Here is a 20,777-nt window from a genome sequence, read left to right as displayed (position 1 = left end):
GACAACAGAATGACCAAGCTGACCCTCAGCCGCCGCCAGATGCTCAAGGCCGGGGCCGCCGCCTCGATGGCCGCAATGATGCCCGCCGCGTTCGCGCGCAACGGCTGGCCGGACAAGATCATCAAGATGGTCGTGGCCTTCCCCGCCGGCGGCCCGACGGACACCGCCGCGCGCATCGTGGCGCAGAAGCTGTCCGAACGGCTGGGTCAGCAGGTCATCATCGAGAACAAGCCCGGCGCGTCCGGTTCGATCGGCACCGCCAGCTTCATCAAGAGCGCGCCCGATGGCTACAACCTGTCGATGTTCGGCATGCCGGCGCTGCTGGCTCCGCTGATGTACAACAACAGCGCGTACGACGTGAAGAAGGACTTCCAGTCGGTTGCAACCGTCTACGTGCTGCCGATGGCCATCGTCATCAACCCGAACGTGGTGCCGGGCGTCGAGACACTGGCGGACCTGATCCGCTTTGCCAAGGCCAGCAAGACGCCGCTGAACTACACCAGCTCGGGCACCGGCAGCTTCGGCCATCTGGCCATGGAGCAGCTGAAGGACCTGGGCGGCTTCGACATGATGCACGTGCCCTACCGCGGCAGCGCGCCGGCCGTCGCCGATCTGCTCGGCGGCCAGGTCGGCACCATGTTCGCCGACGTCGTGGCCGCGCTGCCGCATATCCGGGCCGGCAAGCTCAAGGCGATCGCGCTGAGCTCGCCCAATGCCAAGGTGCTGCTGCCCGGCGTGAAGACGGTATCCGAGCAGGGCTTCCGCGGCTTCGACTTCGATTCGTGGGGCGGCCTGATCGCGCCGCTCCATACGCCGCAAGCGATCGTCGACCGCATCGCCAGCGAAACGCGCGAGATCCTGTCCAACGACAAGGAACTGCAGCAGAAGCTGGTGACGGCCGGCGCCATTGCGTCGTTCCAGGACGGCAAGCAGATGCAGGCGCGGCTGAACAAGGACTACGACCGCTGGAGCGCCATCGTCAAGGCGAAGGGCATCAGCGCGACGTAATCGAGGCCCCTGCCCGGCGCCGGATGGCTTCGCGCTGATAGAATCGCTCCGAACTCGCTATCCGGACTTGCTGTCCGAACCGTAAATGGGCTTTGAAAAACTCGCCGCACTGAAAGCGGAACTTGCCAGGCAACGGGAGGCCTCGCGCCGTCCCGCCGAACGACGATCCGACGCACGCCGCCCCGCGAAGGAGGCGACGGCCCAGCAGGGCAAGGACACGTCGCGCGGCGACGGACAACATCGGCCGGGCAAGGCGCCGGCGCGCGACAAGGCCGTACATGGCGGGACCAAGGCCGGCGGAACCAGGCCTGCCGGCGCCGGCGCCGGCGCCAGCGCCAAGCCGCCGCGCAAAGCGCATCGGGAACCGGCAGCCGCCCGGCGCACCGAAGAGCCGGTCGATCCGACCGTGCGCAATATCTGGAAACTGCAGAAGCAGTTCCCGCTCGCCTTCCCCAAGGCGCCGGCAGCCAAGCTGCCGTTGAAGATCGGCGTCTACGACGATCTGCTGCCGCACGCCGCGGCCTTGCAGATGACCGAGCAGGAACTGCGCGACGCCTTGAAGCAATGGTGCCGCGGCAGCCGCTACTGGGCGTGCCTGGTCGAAGGCGCGCCGCGGGTCGACCTGGCCGGCGCGGAAGCCGGCCAGGTGTCGGCGCGCGATGCCGCTCGCGCGCGGCATCTGGAGCAGCTGCGCAGCCGGCGAGCGAAGCCATCCACCCCGGCGCCTGCCCAGGCTTCGCCAGCGGACGCCGCAGATGGCACGCCGCCGGTCGCCGACAGCGAACGGACAGACCCTGCCTGACAGCGACGGTTGCCGTATCGCATCGACGTTTGCGGCAGCCACCACTGTTCATCCGCTCGATTCACGGGCGCAGCCGGCCACCGCAAGCCTTCCCCTCGGTTCACCGCCAATCCGGGAAGCGGTCACGCGGCCGGCAGCGGAAACGCCAGCTCCAGCACCGTCAGCCCCGGCCGGCTCGAAACCGTCGCCCGCCCATCGTGCAGCCGCATGATGGAGTCGACGATGGCCAGGCCCAGCCCGGTGGACTGCGCCGAATTGCTGCGCGCGGGATCGCCACGGTAAAACCGCCCGAAGATATGCGCCAGCCGTTCGGGCACTGCCCGCCTTTGCAAGCGCGGGCGGGCCGGCGACATCGGCGCACGCAACGTCTATCTGGACGGCGCCCATCAGGGCCGCGTCGATCCGTTCACGGACGGCGCGCGCGCGGGAACCCGCGATGTGTTTACCGACGGCGCCGCTACCGCGCCGTCGCCAGATGGGCATTGACCTTGACGATCGGCGGGTCGTCGATGCGCGTCGGGTCCCAGACGATCTCGTCGACCTTGCCCGGCTCGAACAGCATGCAGATCGTCGATCCGCCGTACTGGAAGCAGCCGAGTTCCTCGCCCTTGCTGACCCGCTGGCCCGGCACCACCTCGACCCTGCATGACGACACCTCGCCCATGCCGATGAACACGCAGGCAATCTGCCCGACGGCCGGGTCGTCTGCCTCGACGACGATCACCGCGCGGGCCGCCATCGCGCTGGTATAGCCCTGCGAATCGTTCAGGCCCTCGGGATCGGGACCCTGCGCCTCGGCGCACGAGTAGTAGGTGCCGGCCAGGTTGTACGCCTTGACGATGGTGCCGCCGACGGGCGCGTGCCAGCGATGATAGCTGTAGGCATTGAGGAAGGCCTGGTAGACCGTGCCGCCGACGAAGCGGCGCGCCAGGTCTTCCTCGTGCGCGCCCACCATGTCGCGCAGCGAGTACGGCTGCGATTTGATCCAGAAGTCGTCCGCCAGCCTGACATCGCGGCGCAGCGCATAGGGTTTCGCCTCGCACGGGCTGACGATGATCCTGGGGTCGTCCGGGGCCTCCACCGGCCTGGCGCCCTCACGGAAACGGCGCGTGAAGAAGTCGTTCCAGGACAGAAAGCCCCAGTACGGCAGCTCGCGATGCGTGACGAACTGCGAGAGCCCGATCTTGGCGTCCGCCTCGGCACTGAACCAGCCATCGGGCGATCCGCTATTCAGATGCGCCCGCGAGTGCGGCCCGCCGAGGAACGCCGACCACGCGGTCAGCACGCGCCGGATCTGCTTGTTGAACACCGGGTGCCGGAACACCGCGTAGCCCGACGGCATGCACATCGGCCAGTCGAACACGGCATTGAGCGGGCACACCACCAGGCTGCTGTCGCTGAACGGCGGCGCGTACGACATCAGATAGTCGACCACCAGCATCAACTCGTCGATGTCGCGATAACCGAGCGCGTAGCCCGCATCGCTCGCCTCGCCGATCGCGCGCGTCAGGCCCATGCGCAGCGTGGCGTCGTCGCGCAGCAGCGTGTGCAATGCGCGCACCGCTTCGGATCGCGGGCCGCCGCCAGCGCTCTCCCTGGCTTGCCGGCATAGCCGCAGCCGGAATTCGGCCACGGCGGATTCGTCGGCGGGAAGCCAGTTGCCGAGGCGCTTGCGCTCGCTGACAGGGGAAGAAGGCGCGTTCCGTGATGGCATGGCGTCGCAACGCCGCGGTCGATTCCTGTCCCGCGGCCAAGGTCATGGTGATGCCGATCAGTATGCGCAGCCGGACCTGCGCGTGTCATCGGTGCGCGTCTGACATGGGCAGTGCCTCGCCGGCAGCGGCGCCGTCGCTAATAACTTCTTAAACCGGCATCGGCACGATTCGCACCGGGGGACGCCAGCCCTTGGCGGCCCCGGCAACAGCAAGGTGTCCCGTGCCGATTCCCATGCTTCCTCCCCGCTCCGCCACGACTGCGCCCGCGGCGCCGGCTGGCTCGCCTGCGTCCGCCATCGACGGCCCATGCCTGTGCCTGCGGTGCCGGGCACTGGCGCTCGCGCGTGCCCGCGTGGAGCAGGCGCAGCCGATCGCCCGCCCTGCTGACCTCCCGATCCACCCTCGCCTTACCCATCCAGAATGAACCGAACCAGATCTCGTCGCCGCGCGACACCCATTCGCTTTCCGGCCGCTGTGGCGGCCATTGCCTTGCTGGCCAGCCTGTGGACGCCACAGGGCTGGGCGCAAGTTGCCGATGCCGCGCTGCAGCCCGGCGAATCGCAGTGGGGCCTCGGGGTCGGCGCCGCGGCCCGGCGCAAGCCCTATCGCGATATCGGCACCGACTACAGCGTGATTCCGGTGCTGTCGTACGAGAACCGGTGGGTGCACGTGTTCGGCCTCACTGCGGACCTGAAGCTGCCTTCGCTGGGCCCGGTCTCGTTCCGGCTGCGCACGCGCTACGGCCTGAGCGACGGCTATGAGGCCTCGGACTCCGGGGCGCTGGAAGGCATGGCCGACCGCAACGCCAGGCTGTGGTTCGGCGGCGCGGCGATCTGGCACAACCCCATTGCCAATGTCTCGGCCGAATGGCTCGGCTCGGCCGATGGCAACCGGGCCACGCTGCAGGTCAGCCGCGGCTTCCAATATGGCAATTTCCGGCTGACGCCGCATGTCTCGGCGCAATGGCTCAGCAGCCAGAACGTCGACTACTACTACGGCGTCAGGGCGTCGGAGGCGCGCATCGGCCGGCCGCAATATCAGGGCGATTCAACCGTCAACTTCACCGCGGGCTTGCGCGTGGATTACCGCCTGGCGCGCCATCACGGGCTGTTCCTGGACGTCAGCGCCACGCGGCTGGGTTCGGGAATCAAGGACAGCCCGATCGTCGACCGCTCCAACACGACCACCGTGCAGGTTGGCTACCTGTACCGGTTCTGAGCCGCCGGGGAACGACACCGCAGCCGATGCCGATGGCGGCATCGGCTCGGCCGGCGTGAAGACCACCCGTACGCGAAAGCCCCGGCCGTCCAGGCCGGGGCCCGTCTCGATGCTCGCCCCGTGCGATTGCGCAATGGTGGCGACCAGCGACAGGCCGATGCCGCTGCCGCGGACACGATTGCCGCTGGCGCGGTGGAAGCGCCGGAAGATCGCCTGCCGTTCGGCGGCCGGCACGCCCGGTCCATCGTCCGCGACCTCCAGATAGACCGCACCGCCTGCGTCGCCATTCGCGGTCCCGCAGGCGACATGGATCCGGCCACCCGGCGACGTATAGCGCAGCGCGTTGTCGACGAGGTTGCGCAGCAGGATGCCGATCTCGTCGACATTGCACGCGATGCGGCCGCCTCCGGTCTCCACCGACAGCTTGCGCGCCTGCAGTTCGGCCTGCACCTCGAACTCGCTGGCGACATGCAGCACCAGATTGCCGAGGTCGGCCGGTTCGTGCGGCGCCTGGCCACAAGCATTGAGGCGGGCCAGATCGAGCAATTGTTCCGCCAGCCGCGTGGTCCGCTTGGCCGTGGCCAGCAGCTTTTCCAGCGCGGTGTCCTTCTCCTTGCCGCCGGGTGCGCGCATGGCGACCTCCACCTGCGCCTGCAGCGCGGACAACGGCGTGCGCAATTCGTGCGCGGCATCCCCGATGAAGCGCCGCTCGCTCTCCACTGCCTGATCGAGCTGCGCCAGCACACGGTTGAACGACTGCACCAGCGGCTGCAGTTCGGTCGGCAAGGACGTCGATGGGAGCGGTGTCAGGTCGAACGTCGTGCGATCGCGCACCAGCCGCTCGAGCACCGCGACCGGCTTCAGCGATCGGCGCATCGTGTGCCACAACAGCACGCCGACCAGCGCCAGCAGCACGCTGTTGGCAATCAGCGCGTGCATCGTGGCCTCGCGTACCTCGGCATCGATGATCGCATGCGGAATCCCCACCTGCGCCTGCATGGTGCCGGTGCTGTCGGAGATGGCATAGACCCGCCAGCGTTCGCCGTCGATGACACGCGTGGCAAACCCGTCGACGAAGTCCGGCTTCAGCGCGGCCGCCGGCGAAGTGGCCTGGGCACGCGGCCGCGGACTCTGCACGGTCAGCAGCTTGCGCTGCGACCAGATCTGGATCACCAGATCGAACTCGGGCGAACCGTCGTCGTCGCGGACCTCGCGCCCCGGCCCGACCAGATTGAACGCCTTCTTGTTGGCCGGCAGCGCGCGGACGATGCGGGCGGCGAAGGCCTGCAGCTTGTCGTCCCAGATACTGGAGCGGCTGTGCTGCAGATACACCATCAGCGCCGCCAGCGACACGACCCAGCACAGCACGATGACGCCGACCATCACGGCGAGCAGCCGCCCCTGCAGCGACCTCATGCGCCGGACTCCCCGATCATGTAGCCATGGCCGTGCACCGTGGTGATCAAGCCCTCGCCCAGCTTGCGGCGCAACTGATGGATGAACACCGCGATGGTATTGCTCTCGATCGCGCTGGCATTGCCGTATACCACGCGCTCCAGGTGTTCCCGCGTGATCACGCGGCCCGGGCGCTCCAGCAGCGCCAGCAGTGTCCGGTATTCCTGCGCGCTCAGCGGAACCCGGGCGCCCGCCCGGGTGACCACGCGGCGGCTGCGATCGAGTTCGATGTCCCCCCAGCTGAATACGGGAACCACCCGGCCCTGGCTGCGCCGGATCACCGCGCGCACGCGCGCCCATAACTCGTCGACCTGGAATGGCTTGACCAGATAGTCGTCGGCGCCGGCATCCAGCCCCTCGATCCGCTCGCTCAGCTGGCCGCGCGCCGTCAGCATCAGCACCGGCGTGACGTCGTAGCCAGCGCGCATGGCCCGCAGTACGGTCAGCCCGGACTCGCCCGGCAGGCCGATATCGAGCAGGACCGCCGAATAGGCATGGTCGACCAGCGCGGCGCGGGCCGCGGCCGCGCAATCCGCATGGTCGATCCGCCAGCCGTTCTGCCGGGCGCCATCGCAGATGACCTCGGCCAGCATGGCATCGTCTTCGACCAGCAGCAAATCGATGGCGCTTGTCATCGGAAAGCGTATCCAGAGTGGAATGGAGAGCCGCGGGCACGGGAGGATGCCAGCGCGACATTAAGCGTTGATTAAGACGGAAGATCGTTGCAGCGGGAGCAACATTCGTTCCCCGCGGCCTGGGCCTCGGATCACGGGGAAGGCCTTGACCACATGCCGCAGCAGCCTGTCGGCCACCGGCGACAGCAGCCGGCCCGCCTGACCACGTGGATGCGGCCGTTGTTCAGGATCGGGCTGGCGACCGGCAGCGACACCAGCTGCTTGAACTGCGGCCCCTTCAGCGGCACCGAACGCGGCGTCAGGATATAGCACGGCGGTCTCCGGCCTGCGCGTGCCCCCCCTTTGACCCGCATGTCTGCATTGTTCTTCGTGCCTACCCGCATTGACATTTCGGATCGACGCGCGATCCCTTGCGGGCCGCGCATTCGCTTGTGCGGCAAGGCCTGGCCGGTACTGGCCAGCGGCTTGCCTTTTGCCACAAAACGTCATAGCTTTCGTCATGCCAATCGACCGAACAGTCCTGCTTCGTCGATCGGCGCGAGGGGTCGAGAATCAGCCTGACAAGGCGCGGACACTGAATTCGTGCAGCGGGCCGATTCGATAAATCGAACTGGGAGGAATCGATTTGTTCGGCGGCGTCGGCATTTGCTCGGCGCCGCCTCGGTGTTTCGTCGGCGGCCATCCACACGGCTTGCCGAATCCGAATACGACCGGCTCTTGGGCGCCCCCTCGATGATCCATTTGCCCCCACGTGTGCAAAGCCTGACGATCCGCATGCGGACGGTCGCGCTGTTCGCGGCCCTGATGCTGGTGGTTTTCGTGCTGGTGACCTGGGCTGTCTCGTACCAGATGGTCAGCCATTCGCGGCAGGACCGCCAGCAGGTGCAGGCCGTCTATGTGGCCAGCAAGGAAAAGGAGCTGCGCCACTACGTCGAACTCGGGCATGCCACGCTGGTCCGCATCGCCCACGGCAGCGGCGAGGAGGCGGACCTGCAGCAGCAGGCGCTGGCCGCCCTGTCCCGCATGCACTTCGGCAACGACGGCTACTTCTTCGTCTACGACCGCCTCGGCAATGTGCTGCTGAACCCGGGCAGCATGGGAATCGACGGCGTCGATTTCTGCGATCCGGCCGATACCGGCAGCGACCAGGCGATGTTGCTGATCAACAAGGCGCGCGCCGGCGGCGGCATTGTTCGATACAACTGGATCAAGCCCTCCTCGCGCACCGAAGCGCCGAAGATGTCCTATGTGCGTGCCGCCGACCAATGGGGCTGGATCCTCGGCGCCGGCCTCTATATGGACGACATCGAGCGGGAGCTGGCGGCCTTCGACGCCAATGCCGCCCGCACGCTGCGCGATACGCAGATCCGGATCAGCGCCTTCGCGCTCGGCTCCATCATGCTGATCAGCCTGGGCGGCCTTGCCCTGAATCTGCACAACTCGCGGATCTCCGGCGAGAAGCTGCGCCGGCTGGCTCGGCGCGTGGTCAGCTCGCAGGAGGAGGAACGCGCCCGCGTCGCGCGCGAGCTGCACGACGGCGTGGTGCAGGTGCTGGTGTCGTCCAAGTACCTGCTGGAGACCGCACAGGTCCACCTGGAGCAGGAACAGGGATCGGACCGGACATCCGCCGCGCCGCCCGCACGCCGCCACGCGCCGCAGGAACTGCTGGCGCAGGGCCTGGGCCGTCTGCAGGAGGCCCTGGTCGAGATCCGCCGCGTGTCGCACGGCCTGCATCCGGCGCTGCTGAGCGACCTGGGTCTGGCCGCCGCGCTGCGCATGCTGGTCGAACAGTTGCGGCCGCAGTGTCCCGTCGACCTGCGCTTCGCGGAGCACGGTGCGATACCGGCGCTGTCCGAGGCACAGGCCACGGCGCTGTTCCGCGTTGCACAGGAGGCGCTGAACAATGCGCTGTCCCACGCCCATGCCGGCTGGGTGCAGATCGCACTTACCGGAAGCGAGCGCCATGTCGAGCTGACGATCGAGGACAACGGCCGCGGTTTCGATCTGAAAAAGGTGCGTGCCGACCGCCAGCGCGGCATCGGCCTGCGCAATATGCGCGAGCGCATCGAAAGCCTGGAAGGCAGCGGCTTCGCCATCCATACCGGGCCCGACGGCACGCGCGTCGAGGTACGGCTGGCGCTGCGCGCGCCCGAGCCCGAGACCGACATCCGCGCCGACAGCCGCGCCGACATCCGCGCCGACATCCGCGCCGACAGCCGCGCCGACAGCCGGCCCGACGTTCCGGCCACCGTCCCCCTGCAAGGAGCCCTGCTGCATGACCTCGAACCTGCGTGTGCTGCTCGTCGATGACCATCCGTTCGTGCTGGACGGCGTCCGCCTGCGTCTGGAGGCCACCGGCGAAATGACGGTGGTCGGCGAGGCGTCCAACGTGGAGGACGCCATCGCGGTGGCCGAGCAGCGGCGTCCCGATCTGGTTGTATCGGACATTCACATGCCGGACGCCAACGGCCTGCAGCTCGCCACGCGGTTTGCCGAGCGGTTTCCGTCGATACGCGTCGTCGCGCTGTCGATGCACAAGGATCCGGAGTATGTGCGCCGCGCCTTCGCGCTCGGCATCGCGGCCTATGTCCTGAAGGAAGCGCCGGCACACGAGCTGGTGACCGCGATCCGCACGGTCGCCGCGGGCGGCACCTATCTCAATACCGAACTGCAGGCGTATCTGCGGACCGACGAGCCGCCCCCGTCATCGCGGCGGACGCTGACGCCCAAGGAAGCCACGGTGCTGAAGCTGGTGGCCGAGGGCTATTCCAACAAGGAAATCGCCGAGCGGCTCGGCACCTCGGTGCGGACGGTGGAGACGCATCGCCTGCATGTCCGTCGCAAGCTGCAGGTCGGCGGACGCGCGGAGCTCGTCAAGTACGCGGTTCACTTCTCCGATCTGCATGCGGTCGGATTGGCCGACGAGGCACTCGCGACGGACTGCTGACCGTCATCCCTCTGCTGGGGCGCCATCCCCGCGATGGTGCCCCCGCGCCGCGCGAGCGCACTGCCCGGGCGCACGTCGCAAGCGCGCCTCGCTTGCGCATTGCCCTTCTGCGTGCCTGAACGCCGTGCTCTCGGTATTACTGCGTAGGGGAAAGTCGTCCTGATGCCGGGACCGCAGTTTGCATAGACTTTTTTCGGACAGGCGCCATGCGTTCGAATGTTCGAGTGTTCGAATACGCGATGCGCCGATCGTTGGACCGAGATCGTTGGACCGAAACGGGAGAGCACCATGGACGAGCTGAAGCAAACGCAGAGACCGGCAGTCGCGACGCAATGGCAGGCGGAGGACCTGGCGACGTGGACGCCGAAGCGCCGTGAATTTCTTCGGATGCTGGCCTACGGCGCCGGCTCGCTGGCCCTGGGGCCGCTGATCGGCGCCTGCTCCGACGACGCATCGGCGCAGGCATCGGACCTGCGCTCGCGGCTGACGCAGGACGAAGCGTTCTGGGCGCAGGTGCAGGGCATGTTCGTGCTCAAGCCCGAGAAGGTCTACATGAACATCGGCACCGGCGGCTCGATGCCGCAGGTCGTGCTCGATACGTTCGAGCAGGAAAACTTCGCCAAGGCGGCCGATTCCTCGAGCGGATATGGCAACCTCGCGGACCTGCGCGAGGCCGTGGCCAAGGGCTTCGGCGTCGATCGCGACGAGCTCGCCTTCTCGGCCAACACCTCGTCGGGCATGTGCCATGCGATTCTGGGCATCAAGTGGGAACCGGGCGATGTGGTGGTGACCACCAACCACGAACACGGCGGCGGTCTGACGCCGCTCAATATCGCGGTGGACCGCTATGGCATCGAAGTGTCGATGATCCAGGTGCCGACCGGCAATCGCCAGAGCGCCAGCACCTATGTGCAGCTGTTCGACGAACGGATCCGGGCGCTGAAGGGCCAGGGCAAGCGAGTGCGCGCGATGATGTGGTCATCGCCGACCTACAAGACCGGCACCATGCTGCCGATCGCCGATCTGATGGAGGTGGTCAAGGCGCATGGCCTGATCAGCATTGTCGATGGCGCGCACCTGCCCGGCATGATGGCGTACGACTACGGCGCGCTCGGCATGGACTTCATGTCCGGCGCCGGACACAAGTGGCAGTGCGGCCCCGGCTCGACCGGCATCCTGGTCATCCGCAACAAGATGCGCGCATCGAACCCGCTGCCGCTGCCCGACTGGTTCCCGATCCATACCAGTTCCTACGCGAGGCAGCAGCCGCGCGGCGCCTACGATATCGCCGCCACGGTGACCTCCTGCGGCAGCCTGCATGTGCCGATGTTCCGTGCGCTGGCACGGGCCTGCGAAATGTGGGATTCGATCGGCAGGAAGAAGATCGAAACCTACGATCTGACGCTGTCGGCCTACCTGAAGGAAAAGATCGTCGAACGCTGGGGTATCGACTCGCTGTATTCGCCGAAGGACGACCCGAAGCTGGTGTCGGCGCTGACCTGCTTCAATCCGTTCCGCAATCGCGACGACGTGATGAACCAGCAGAAGGCCACCACGTTCGTCAACCGCATGCTGAGCGACTTCTCGCCGGGCTTCGTGATCCGCTCGGTCAACTTCGAAGTCATCGGCGCGCCCGCGCAGCACTACGGCATCCGCATCTCGACGCACCTGTGGCACGACGCGAACGACATCGACCGGCTGGTGGAATCGATGTGGAATCTGTCCGGCGCCATGGCATAACCGACCTTCCCCCTTTCCAACAAGAGTCAGCCCATGAAACGATCGATCGCTTTGATTGCCGCCGCGCTTTGCGGCGCGGCATCGCTGTCCGCCTGCGCCCAGCAAGGCGGCGCCCTGCGCGCCGTCTCGTCTCCCGATGCGCCCAAGGCCATCGGGCCCTATTCGCAGGCGGTCCGCGCCGGCAATGTGCTGTATCTCGCCGGGCAGATCCCGATTCATCCGAAGACCGGAGAATTGATGAAGGACGCGCCAATCGAGGCGCAGACCCGGCTGGTGCTCGACAACCTGAAGGCCGTGCTGGCGGCCGACGGGATGACGATGGCCAACGTCGTCTCGACCACGGTCTACATGAAGGACCTGAACGACTTCGCCAAGATGAACGAGGTCTACGGGACCTACTTCACCGGCGTCACGCCGGCGCGCGCGACGGTGCAGGTGGCCAGGCTGCCGCGCGATGTGGCGGTCGAGATCGGGGCGATTGCGGTGAAGCCCTGAGCGGGCCCAAGGCCCGCCACGCGGCAAGGACAGCGGGGCACGGCGTCGGCCGGCCCCGCTTTCCCCGTTGCCGCTCGCGCCGCCCGCGGCGTCCACTCCCGCCTCGATCCCGCCACCGGATCGCCTCGATCACCAGCGTCAGCGCCTTCGACGCATTGCGCCGGTTCGGATAGCAGGCGAACAGCACCGGAAACTTGGGGGCCATGGGCCGCCATCGCATTGCACGCCGTGCGCCTCGAAGTAGTCCGGCGAGCCGACGCATCAGTGCTTGCCGATTGCGCACGCTGCGAGAAACGGCATTAGCGAATATCATTGCGCCGGAGCGCAATTCGGCGCGCAATCGGCGTGCATGCCGCAGCGGCCCGCGCTCGGATAACAACTCCCGAACACTACCCCACCGACCTCTATTCCGCCATGGCACGCCTCCAACTCAATGGCCAGATCAAGGAAATCGACGTTCCGGGCGATACCCCGCTGCTATGGGTATTGCGCGACGAGCTCGGCATGACCGGCACCAAATTCGGCTGCGGCATGGCACTGTGCGGCGCCTGCACGGTGCATATGGACGGCTCGCCGATTCGCGCCTGCATTACCGCGGTCTCCGCCGCGGACGGGCACGCCATCACAACGATCGAAGGCGTGGAATCCGATCGCGTCGGCCGCGTCGTGCAGAAAGCCTGGGTAGAGAACAACGTGGCCCAGTGCGGCTATTGCCAGGCCGGCCAGATCATGTCGGCGGTCAGCCTGCTGAAGGCCACACCGGCGCCGAACGAGCGCCAGATCGACGAAGCGATGAGCGGCAACATCTGTCGCTGCGGCACCTACCCTCGGATCCGTGCGGCGATCAAGCAGGCGGCCGGCGAACTGGCCAAGGGGGGCAAGTAATGCGCGCAAACGACTCGACCATGACCCCGGCCATGACCCCGGACCTCTCGCGCCGCGGCTTCCTGCAAGGCACTGCGCTCGGCACGCTGGCGCTGGCGGTAGGCGCCAATGGCATCATCGGCCTGGCCCGCGCCGATGACGACGCGCCGAAGAAATATGGCGCGGATTCGATGCCCGGCGGCACGGTGTCCGATCCGCTGGTATTCGTCTCGATCGGCGCCGATGGCACGGTGACCATCGTCGCGCATCGCGCCGAGATGGGCACTGGCGTGCGGACCAGCCTGCCGATGGTCGTCGCCGACGAGATGGAGGCGAACTGGGACCGCGTCAAGGTGGTCCAGGCCGAGGCCAACGAAACGCGCTACGGCAACCAGAACGTCGACGGTTCGCGCAGCGTGCGGCATTTCCTGATGCCGATGCGGCGCGTCGGTGCGGCGGCGCGGCAGATGCTGGAGGCCGCCGCCGCGGCGCGCTGGTCGGTGCCGGTCGGCGAGGTCCGCGCGCAACGGCATGAGGTGGTCCACCTGCCGACGGGCCGGCGCCTGTCCTATGGCGAGCTTGCCGCCGACGCCGCGAAGCAGCCGGTCCCCGCGCAAGGCACGCTCAAGCTCAAGACCCCCGACCAGTTCCGCTATATCGGCAAGGACCGCGTGCGCCTGGTCGATCTGGAAGCGATCGGCAAGGGCCAGGCCACCTATGGCATGGACGTGCGCCTGCCCGGTATGGTCTATGCCGTGGTCGCCCGGCCGCCGGTGGTCGGCGGCAAGGTGCGTGCGGTTCGCGCCGACAAGGCGCTGGCCGTACCGGGCGTGCTTAAGGTCGTGGAGATTCCGCCGTTCAGCGGCGCGCCCGCGTTTCAGCCGCTCGGCGGCGTCGCCGTGGTCGCGCGCAATACCTGGGCCGCGATGCAGGGCCGTGCCGCGCTCGAGATCGAGTGGGACGACGGCCCCAATGCCGCTTACGACTCGGTCGCCTATCGCCGTACGCTGGAAGCCGCGGCGCGGCAACCGGGCAAGGTGGTACGCAACGAGGGCGATGCGCCGGCTGCCTGGAACAAGAGCGCCGAGAGCGAGCGCTACGCGGCCGAGTACTACCTGCCTCACCTGGCCCATGCTTCGATGGAACCGCCGGTGGCGACGGTGCGCGTCAGCGGCAAGACCGCCGAGGTATGGACGTCGGTCCAGAATCCGGTGGCCGCCCAGACCGCCGTCGCCAAGCGGCTCAAGCTCGAGCCCAAGGACGTGCGCGTCAACGTGGTGCTGCTGGGCGGCGGCTTCGGCCGCAAGTCCAAGCCCGACTTCGTCGACGAGGCCGCGGTCGTGGCCCAAGCCATGCCCGGCACGCCGGTCAAGCTGGTATGGACACGCGAGGACGACATCCATCACGACTACCTGCACACCGTGTCGGTGGAGCGCCTCGAGGCGGTCGTCGGCAAGGACGGGCGCCCGCAGACCTGGCTGCACCGCAGCGCCGCGCCGACCATCGGCTCGCTGTTTACGGCCGGGGCCAAGGGCCAGCAGCCGTTCGAACTGGGGATGTCGGCCATCAACATGCCGTACCGGATTCCGAACGTGCGTGTCGAAACCGCGGAAGTCGAGGCCCACGCGCGCATCGGCTGGTTCCGCTCGGTGTCCAATATCCCGCATGCGTTCGCGGCACAGTGCTTCATCGCCGAGCTGGCTCATCGCGCCGGCAAGGATCACAAGCAGTTCGCGCTGGACCTGATCGGCCCGGCCCGCAAGATCGATCCGCGCACGATGGCGGATAGCTGGAACTACACCGAATCGCCGGAGCGCTATCCGTATGACACGGGCAGGCTGCGCGACGTGATCGAGGCCGCCACGCGCGGCGCGCGCTGGGGCCGCAAGCTGCCGCGCGGGCATGGCCTGGGCCTGGCCTTCTGCTACAGCTTCATGAGCTATACGGCCGCGGTCGTCGAGGTCGCCGTCAACGACAAGGGCGAGGTGCAGGTCGTCGCGGTGGACATGGCGATGGACTGCGGCCCGCAGATCAACCCGGAACGCATCCGTTCGCAGCTCGAAGGCGGCGCGATCATGGGGCTGAGCCTGGCGCTGTCCAGCGAGATCACCTTCGAGAAGGGGCGGGTCAAGCAAAGCAACTTCCACGACTACGAGGTACTGCGCCACCACGCGTCGCCGCGGACGATTCGCACGCACCTGGTCAACGGCAGCCACGACGTGCCGCCGGGCGGCGTCGGCGAGCCGCCGGTGCCGCCGGTCGCACCGGCGCTGTGCAACGCGATCTTTGCCGCAACGGGCAAGCGGATCCGTTCGTTGCCTGTGCGCACGGTCGCCTAGCACGGGCCACAGTGCCATCGCCGGGGGCTCGCTGCCTCACCGGCAAGCACGCGCGCAAGGCCGATCGCCTTGCGCGCGTGTTTTTTTGCAGTTGGTGCGCCGCTAACCCGCCACCACTGGCAGGCGGAACTCGAATTCGCTGCCGCCCTGCTCGGGCCACCTCGCCTGCAGCGTGCCGCCATGCGCCTCGACGATCGAGCGGCAGATCGCCAGGCCCATGCCCATGCCGCTCGCCTTGGTCGTAAAAAACGGATCGAAGATCCGTTCGGAGGCGTCCGCGGCGATGCCCTCGCCGCGGTCCTGCACGCTGACCACCACCTGCTCCTGCTGCCCCTGCCGCCCCGGCTCGCGCCGCGACGTCACGATCAGTTCGCGCCGTTCGGCGGGCGTGCCGTCCATCGCATCGAGCGCATTGGTAATCAGGTTCAGCACGACCTGCTGCAGCTGGACCCGGTCGCCTTCGACCGTCGCCGCGCCCGCCTCGAGCCGCACGTGGACGCGGACATCGTGTTCCTCGATATCCATCCGCACCATGTCAAGCACTTCACTGACCACGTCGTCCGGCCGCAGCGGCGCCAGCACGGCCGGCGCCTGCTTCGCCAGCGACCGCAGCGCGCGAATGATGTCGGCCGCGCGCAGTCCGTTCTGCTTGATCTGCGCGAGCCCCTCGGCGACCTCGCCCAGCTCCGGCGCCGGACGGTTCAGCCAGCGCAGGCTCGCATCGACCGATGCCACGATCGCGGTCAGCGGTTGATTGACCTCGTGCGCGATGGACGCAGCCAGGCTGCCCATTACCGTCAGATGCGAGGTGCGGGCCAACTCCGCGCGCGCCGTACGCAGGTTCATCTCGGCGGTCAGCCGGCGCGTGTTCTCGTCAAGCAGCTGCTCGTAGAGCCGCGCGGTCTCGAGCGAGATGGCGACCTGCGGCGCCAGCACCTCCAGTTCCGCGATGCAGTCGGCATGGAACACCCCCGGCGACAGGTTGTTCTCCAGATAGAAGGCGCCGATCAAGCCGCCGCCCCGGATCAGCGGCACGCACAGCACCGACCGCAATGGCCCGACGGTGCCGGCGCGCTCGCGGATCGACGGCGCCTCGACGGCCGCGTCGGCCAGCGCCAGCGTCCGCTGCGTCCTGAGCACGGTATTGAGCACGGTCAGCGGCAACGCCCACTGGGTCGGCGCGGCGGTGCCGAGCGTCACCGCGACGCGTCCATCGGCGACCCGCGCCGTTGCCTCGATCATCGGCCGGTCGCCATGCATCAGCAGCAGCACGCCGTACTGCGCGCCGGCATGCACCACGACATTGGTCATCAGCGTCTCGATCAGCCGGTCCATCACGACCTCGCCCGACAGCGCCTGCGCGGCCTCAATACCGAGTGAGCGCGTCGCCGCGGGCAGCGCCGCGCCCGACCGCGCCACGGGGCTTGCCTGGGCGTCGGACCAGGCGCCGAGCTCCGGATGGCGTGCGGCCAGCAGTGCCGCCTTGTGATCGGCGCCCCAGCGACGGTAGCAGTCCTGCGCGCCGCGGTAGTGCTGACGGGCCGCGGTATGCAGACCGTGGTTCTCGCACAGCATCGCGGCCAGTTCGTTGGCCAGCGCCTGCTCATGCACGAAGCCGGCGGCCTGCGCGGCGTGGGCCGCGCGCTCGTAGCAGACCAGCGCGGCAAGCGGGTCGCCGCGCAGCCGCGCGATCTCGCCGTCGAGCAGCGACAGCTTGCTCTGGAACGTCAGCGCATTGAGCGAGGCCCATTGCGCAAAGCGCTCGCGATGGTTTTGCAGCGCGGTGATGGCCTGGTCGCGATCCAGCGCGGCCGCCGGACCGCGGGCAAACGACAGCGCCAGAAACAGGCGGCAATCCGCCACATTGATATGCGCGGGCGCCGACCAGATCAGCGTTTCCGCCTGCGCCAGGCTGCGGCTCGCGTGCTCCCAGTCGTGCAGGTATGCCGCTGCCATGCCGTCATACAGCCAGATCCAGAAGCGTGTGGGCAACGAGTTGCTCAGGCGCAGCCGCTCCTTGACACTGGTCTGCGCCGCCGGCATCGGCCCGTCCTGCGCCATCGCATCGTCGCCGGCGCACAGGCGCTGCGCGAAGTGGCTCTGCGCGTGCAGGATCAGTTCGATGTCGCGGTACTGGACCAGCCTCGTCAGTTCGAGACCGCGCTCGATCTCCTCCTTGACCAGCCGCAGATGCTCGCCCATCGCCAGCAGGTCGGAGGCGATATGGTTGCAGGCGTAGCACGCCATGCCGATGTCGCCGGACGCGCGCCCCAGCGCGACCGCGCGCTGGGCGTGTTCCAGCGCGTACGGCAGCGGCCGGGTCCAGGCGCTGACCTGGTCGAGCGCGACCAGCGTGGCGATGCGCTCTGCCTCGTAGCCATGGCGATCGATCAGCGCCAGCGCGGCGAGGCCATAGGCCAACCCGTCGTCGTATTCGTCGTAGAGACTGGCGACGAACACGCCGAACCACGACAGGCCGTAGGCCGATTCGGGCGTCGCGCCGTGTTCCAGCGTCAGCTCGACCATCTTGGCGACATGCAAGAAGCTGATGCCGTCGGACACGAACAGCGACGAGATCAGCGTCGACAGCAGGCCCATCGCCGTGCGGATACGTGGATCGCCGGTCGCCGGCAAGGCGCCGAGATCGGCGATCGCGCGGTCGCCCAGCGCGGCCGTGACGGCCTCGTAAGCGGCGCGATGATGGATGCGCGCCGGATCCCGCTGCAGGCGCACGTCGAGCAGCGCGAGCCCGGACAGCGCCGCGTTGATCGCGCCTTCGTAATCGCAGCGCACGGTCAGCAGGATGGCCTCGAGACGGTGCACGGCCGCGCGGTCGATCGGCCGCAGCTCGCGCATCAGCAGCGCATCGATTTCCCGCCGGGCGCCGTCGAGATCGGCCTGCGCCAGCAGGCATTCGCAGCGCAGCACGCTGGCCGCGTAGGCCAGCGCGTAGGGGGAACCATCGTCGGGCCGCGCATGGGGGGCGTCATGCGGACCCTCAGGCGGACCGTCTTGCGGACCGTCATGCAAGCGGTCTTGCGGTGACCGCCACGACGCCGGCATCAGCCGGAACGCCGCGTCGGTATAGCGCGCCGCCTGTTCGATCGCGGCCGCGCGCTTGGCGCGCCGGCCCGCGACGATCGCGACATGGACAAAGGCGGCGCGCTGCTGCCCGGTCAGCGGATGATCGCCCGCGCGCTCGATCTGGTTGCAGATCTCGAAGGCGTAGTCGGGCAGCTCGTCCTGCCAGTGCTCGATCATGCTGGCCGCGATGTGCGCATGCATCGCCGAACGCCGGTCCGGCGCGATCATCGTGTACGCGGACTCGAGCACGCGATCATGGCGGAACGCATAGCCCTCGGGCAGCCGGTCCAGCAAGCCCGCGTCGACGAAGGGCCGCAGCCGCTGGCCGATCTGCAGCGGACAGATGCCGGCAATGCGCGCCAGCAGCCCCTCGCCGCAGCGGATGCCGACGCAGGCCAGTTGCTGCAGCAGCAGCGTGCCGGCGGTCGGCAGCCGCGCAAAGCGCCGGACCATCAGGTCGATCACGCTGTCGGTATAACGCAGGCGCACCAGGTCGGCCGCGTTCCACTGCCACAGCGAAGCCGCACCGTCGTAGGCCAGCACCCCTTCGTCGATCAGCGTGCGCAGCAGCTGGTAGGTAAAGAACGGATTGCCCGCGGTCTTGGCGCGCACGGCACGCGCGAGCTCCGCCACCCGGGCCGGCGCTTCGTCCAGCGCAGCCGCCACCAGCTCGGTGAGCTCGGCAAGCGCCAGCGGCTTGATCTGGATACGGCTGACGGCCATCGGGGCGCTCGTTGCGGCCGTCGTTGTGTCGGATATCGGCGTTGCCGGCGCTGCCGCCGTCATACCCGGCCGCGCCGGCTGCGCCAGACCCGCGAGCCGCTCGATGGCGCCGGCACCGGGCTCCTGCCCGGCGCGGGAATCGCGATAGGCACCGATCAACAGCACGTTGTCGGGCGGCTGCGCGATAAACGCCTCCAGCAGCCCGAGGGTTGACGCATCGGCCCACTGCAGATCGTCGATGAACAGCACCAGCGGCGTGCCCGCCTCGCCAAAGGCGGCGAAGGTTCGCAGCATCGCGGTGTCCACCCGTGCCCTCGCCTGCGCGGCCGGCACCTCGGACAGCGGCGCGGTGGCGCCGATCACGTGCTCGGCCTCGGGAACCAGCTCGACCACGGCCCTGCCCTGGCCCGCAAGCCCGTCGAGCCAGCGCTGCCGCAGCGGCGCCAGCACGGCCTCATCCTCGCCAAGCAAGGCCATCGTCGACGCGCGCAGCGCCTGCACCACCGGCGCATACGGCGTCTCGCGCTGCAACTGATCGCTCTTGCCGCCGGCAAAGTGCAGCGCGTCCAGGCCCGCCTCGCGCCGAAGCCAGTCGACCAGCGCCGATTTGCCGGAGCCCGCGGCACCGGCGATCAGCACCAGCTCGGATCTGCCGGTGTCGCGCACACGCGACCATGCCTCGGACAGCATCGCCTTCTCGGTGTCGCGGCCGAACAGCTGGCCGGGCAGCATCGGAATCGGCGGCCGAACGGCGGCGTCGGGCTGGAACGGCGCAATCCGCCCCGTCGACTCCCATTCGGTCCGCAGCCGCAGCAGATCCGACACCAGCGACGCGGCGCTGGCATAGCGGTCGGCGGGGTCCTTTGCCAGGAGCTTCAGCACGATGCGGCCCAGCATGCCGGGCACATCGTGACGGCGGAACTGCGGCGGCACCGGTTCGACGGCGAGATGGGCGTGATGCCATGCGGCCGGCGATTCGGCCTGGAACGGGGTCGCGCCGATCAGCAACTCGTACAGTGCAACGCCCAGCGCGTACAAGTCGGAACGCACGCCGATGCGGGCGACGTCGCCGCGGGCCAGCTCGGGGGCAAGATACGGCAGCGCGGCGGCGCCCGGTTGAGGTATGGGTTGCGGTATGGGTTGCGGGGCCGGTTGCGAGGCCGGTTGCTGGGCCGGTTGCGGTACCGTTAGGGACGCCCATTGCCCGCCGGAGTCGACGGGAACGGCATGGCCGAAGCCGGTCAGGCGCAACGCGCCGCTGTCGTCGATCAACAGGTTGTGCGGGCGGATATCGCCATGCAGCAGGCCTTTCCCGTGCATGGCCGCCAACGCGCGAGCGGCGGCGATGGCAATCTGGAATACGGCGGCAATGGGAAGCACGGGACCGATCTGCGCCGCGGCGGTGCGGGAAGACGGATGCGCCTCCGACAACAGCACCATTCGGTCGGCGGTCCAGACGGTGGCAATCGGCACCGTCGCCCATCCGGGATGCAAGCGCGGCGCCAGCCTCAGTTCGTTCTGCAACTGCCGATGCGCGCCGTCCGATGCGAGCGACGCGCTGCGGGACAGCCAGTATGTGCCGGTACGAGGATCGAACAGACGCTCGGCGACCACGCCGTCCGCCGCGCTCAACAGGTGGGCTGTCGTGGCGGCAAGCCATGCGGCATCGAAGGCGATCGGTGAATGCCGCTCGGGTCGGTTCGGCGAGGTCATGACGCGGCGCTCCTGGACTGGCCCGCGCCACCCCCAGCC

The 20,777-nt window shown here is 68.4% G+C and carries 12 protein-coding genes and 2 pseudogenes; 9 read left to right on the top strand and 5 right to left on the bottom strand.

Going from position 1 to position 20,777, the window contains the following annotated elements:
* The first annotated feature begins 9 nt into the window (after nucleotides 1–9).
* Nucleotides 10–1,008, top strand: a complete 999-nt coding sequence (locus tag F7Q96_RS02565) for a tripartite tricarboxylate transporter substrate binding protein (protein WP_053823927.1) — start codon at nucleotides 10–12, stop codon at nucleotides 1,006–1,008.
* A gap of 85 nt (nucleotides 1,009–1,093) precedes the next feature.
* Nucleotides 1,094–1,810 (top strand): ProQ/FinO family protein, encoded by a 717-nt coding sequence (locus F7Q96_RS02560; RefSeq protein WP_151021989.1) that lies wholly within the window; start codon nucleotides 1,094–1,096, stop codon nucleotides 1,808–1,810.
* A 122-nt stretch (nucleotides 1,811–1,932) separates the two neighbouring features.
* Here F7Q96_RS02560 and F7Q96_RS02555 read toward each other — a convergent pair.
* Nucleotides 1,933–2,124 (bottom strand): annotated as a pseudogene (locus F7Q96_RS02555) (ATP-binding protein); the annotation flags it as partial.
* A gap of 143 nt (nucleotides 2,125–2,267) precedes the next feature.
* Complete coding sequence (locus F7Q96_RS02550; protein ID WP_053823930.1) at nucleotides 2,268–3,524, bottom strand: phosphatidylserine decarboxylase family protein; 1,257 nt, start codon at nucleotides 3,522–3,524, stop codon at nucleotides 2,268–2,270.
* Nucleotides 3,525–3,945: 421 nt separating this feature from the next.
* Between F7Q96_RS02550 and F7Q96_RS27135 the strand changes: the two genes are divergently transcribed.
* Nucleotides 3,946–4,743 (top strand): MipA/OmpV family protein, encoded by a 798-nt coding sequence (locus tag F7Q96_RS27135; RefSeq protein WP_151021988.1) that lies wholly within the window; start codon nucleotides 3,946–3,948, stop codon nucleotides 4,741–4,743.
* 69 nt (nucleotides 4,744–4,812) lie between these two features.
* Here F7Q96_RS27135 and F7Q96_RS27130 read toward each other — a convergent pair.
* Nucleotides 4,813–5,619: pseudogene (locus F7Q96_RS27130) on the bottom strand (sensor histidine kinase); the annotation flags it as partial.
* A 536-nt stretch (nucleotides 5,620–6,155) separates the two neighbouring features.
* Entirely contained in the window at nucleotides 6,156–6,821 is a 666-nt protein-coding gene (locus tag F7Q96_RS02535; protein WP_053824623.1) for a response regulator transcription factor, read from the bottom strand.
* A gap of 744 nt (nucleotides 6,822–7,565) precedes the next feature.
* On the opposite strand from F7Q96_RS02535, the gene F7Q96_RS02525 reads away from it, so the two are divergent.
* The 6 genes from F7Q96_RS02525 (at nucleotide 7,566) to F7Q96_RS02500 (ending at nucleotide 15,218) form a co-directional block, all read left to right on the top strand.
* Nucleotides 7,566–9,143 carry a cache domain-containing protein gene (locus tag F7Q96_RS02525; protein ID WP_082371742.1) on the top strand — a complete coding sequence of 526 codons (1,578 nt, stop codon included), beginning with the start codon at nucleotides 7,566–7,568 and terminating at the stop codon, nucleotides 9,141–9,143.
* Nucleotides 9,109–9,780 carry a response regulator gene (locus F7Q96_RS02520; protein ID WP_053823934.1) on the top strand — a complete coding sequence of 224 codons (672 nt, stop codon included), beginning with the start codon at nucleotides 9,109–9,111 and terminating at the stop codon, nucleotides 9,778–9,780. Before F7Q96_RS02525 ends, F7Q96_RS02520 begins: the two co-directional genes overlap by 35 nt.
* A gap of 288 nt (nucleotides 9,781–10,068) precedes the next feature.
* Nucleotides 10,069–11,520 carry an aminotransferase class V-fold PLP-dependent enzyme gene (locus F7Q96_RS02515; RefSeq protein WP_053823935.1) on the top strand — a complete coding sequence of 484 codons (1,452 nt, stop codon included), beginning with the start codon at nucleotides 10,069–10,071 and terminating at the stop codon, nucleotides 11,518–11,520.
* 33 nt (nucleotides 11,521–11,553) lie between these two features.
* Nucleotides 11,554–12,015, top strand: coding sequence for a RidA family protein (locus F7Q96_RS02510; RefSeq protein ID WP_082371743.1), 462 nt, complete (start codon nucleotides 11,554–11,556; stop codon nucleotides 12,013–12,015).
* Between the two features lie 414 nt (nucleotides 12,016–12,429).
* The gene (locus F7Q96_RS02505) at nucleotides 12,430–12,900 is read left to right on the top strand and encodes a (2Fe-2S)-binding protein (RefSeq protein ID WP_053823936.1); all 471 of its coding nucleotides are present in this window, start codon (nucleotides 12,430–12,432) and stop codon (nucleotides 12,898–12,900) included.
* Between the two features lie 32 nt (nucleotides 12,901–12,932).
* Nucleotides 12,933–15,218: a xanthine dehydrogenase family protein molybdopterin-binding subunit gene (locus F7Q96_RS02500; protein WP_226994936.1), complete on the top strand. Its 2,286-nt coding sequence runs from the start codon at nucleotides 12,933–12,935 to the stop codon at nucleotides 15,216–15,218.
* Nucleotides 15,219–15,320: 102 nt separating this feature from the next.
* Here the strand turns inward: F7Q96_RS02500 and F7Q96_RS02495 are convergent, their stop codons facing one another.
* On the bottom strand, nucleotides 15,321–20,738 hold the full coding sequence (locus F7Q96_RS02495) for an ATP-binding sensor histidine kinase (RefSeq protein WP_151021986.1): 5,418 nt from the start codon (nucleotides 20,736–20,738) through the stop codon (nucleotides 15,321–15,323).
* Nucleotides 20,739–20,777: the final 39 nt, after the last annotated feature.

The sequence above is a fragment of the Cupriavidus gilardii genome, from assembly GCF_008801915.1.
Lineage (GTDB): Bacteria > Pseudomonadota > Gammaproteobacteria > Burkholderiales > Burkholderiaceae > Cupriavidus > Cupriavidus gilardii.
This window is presented reverse-complemented; position numbering and strand designations above follow the sequence as displayed.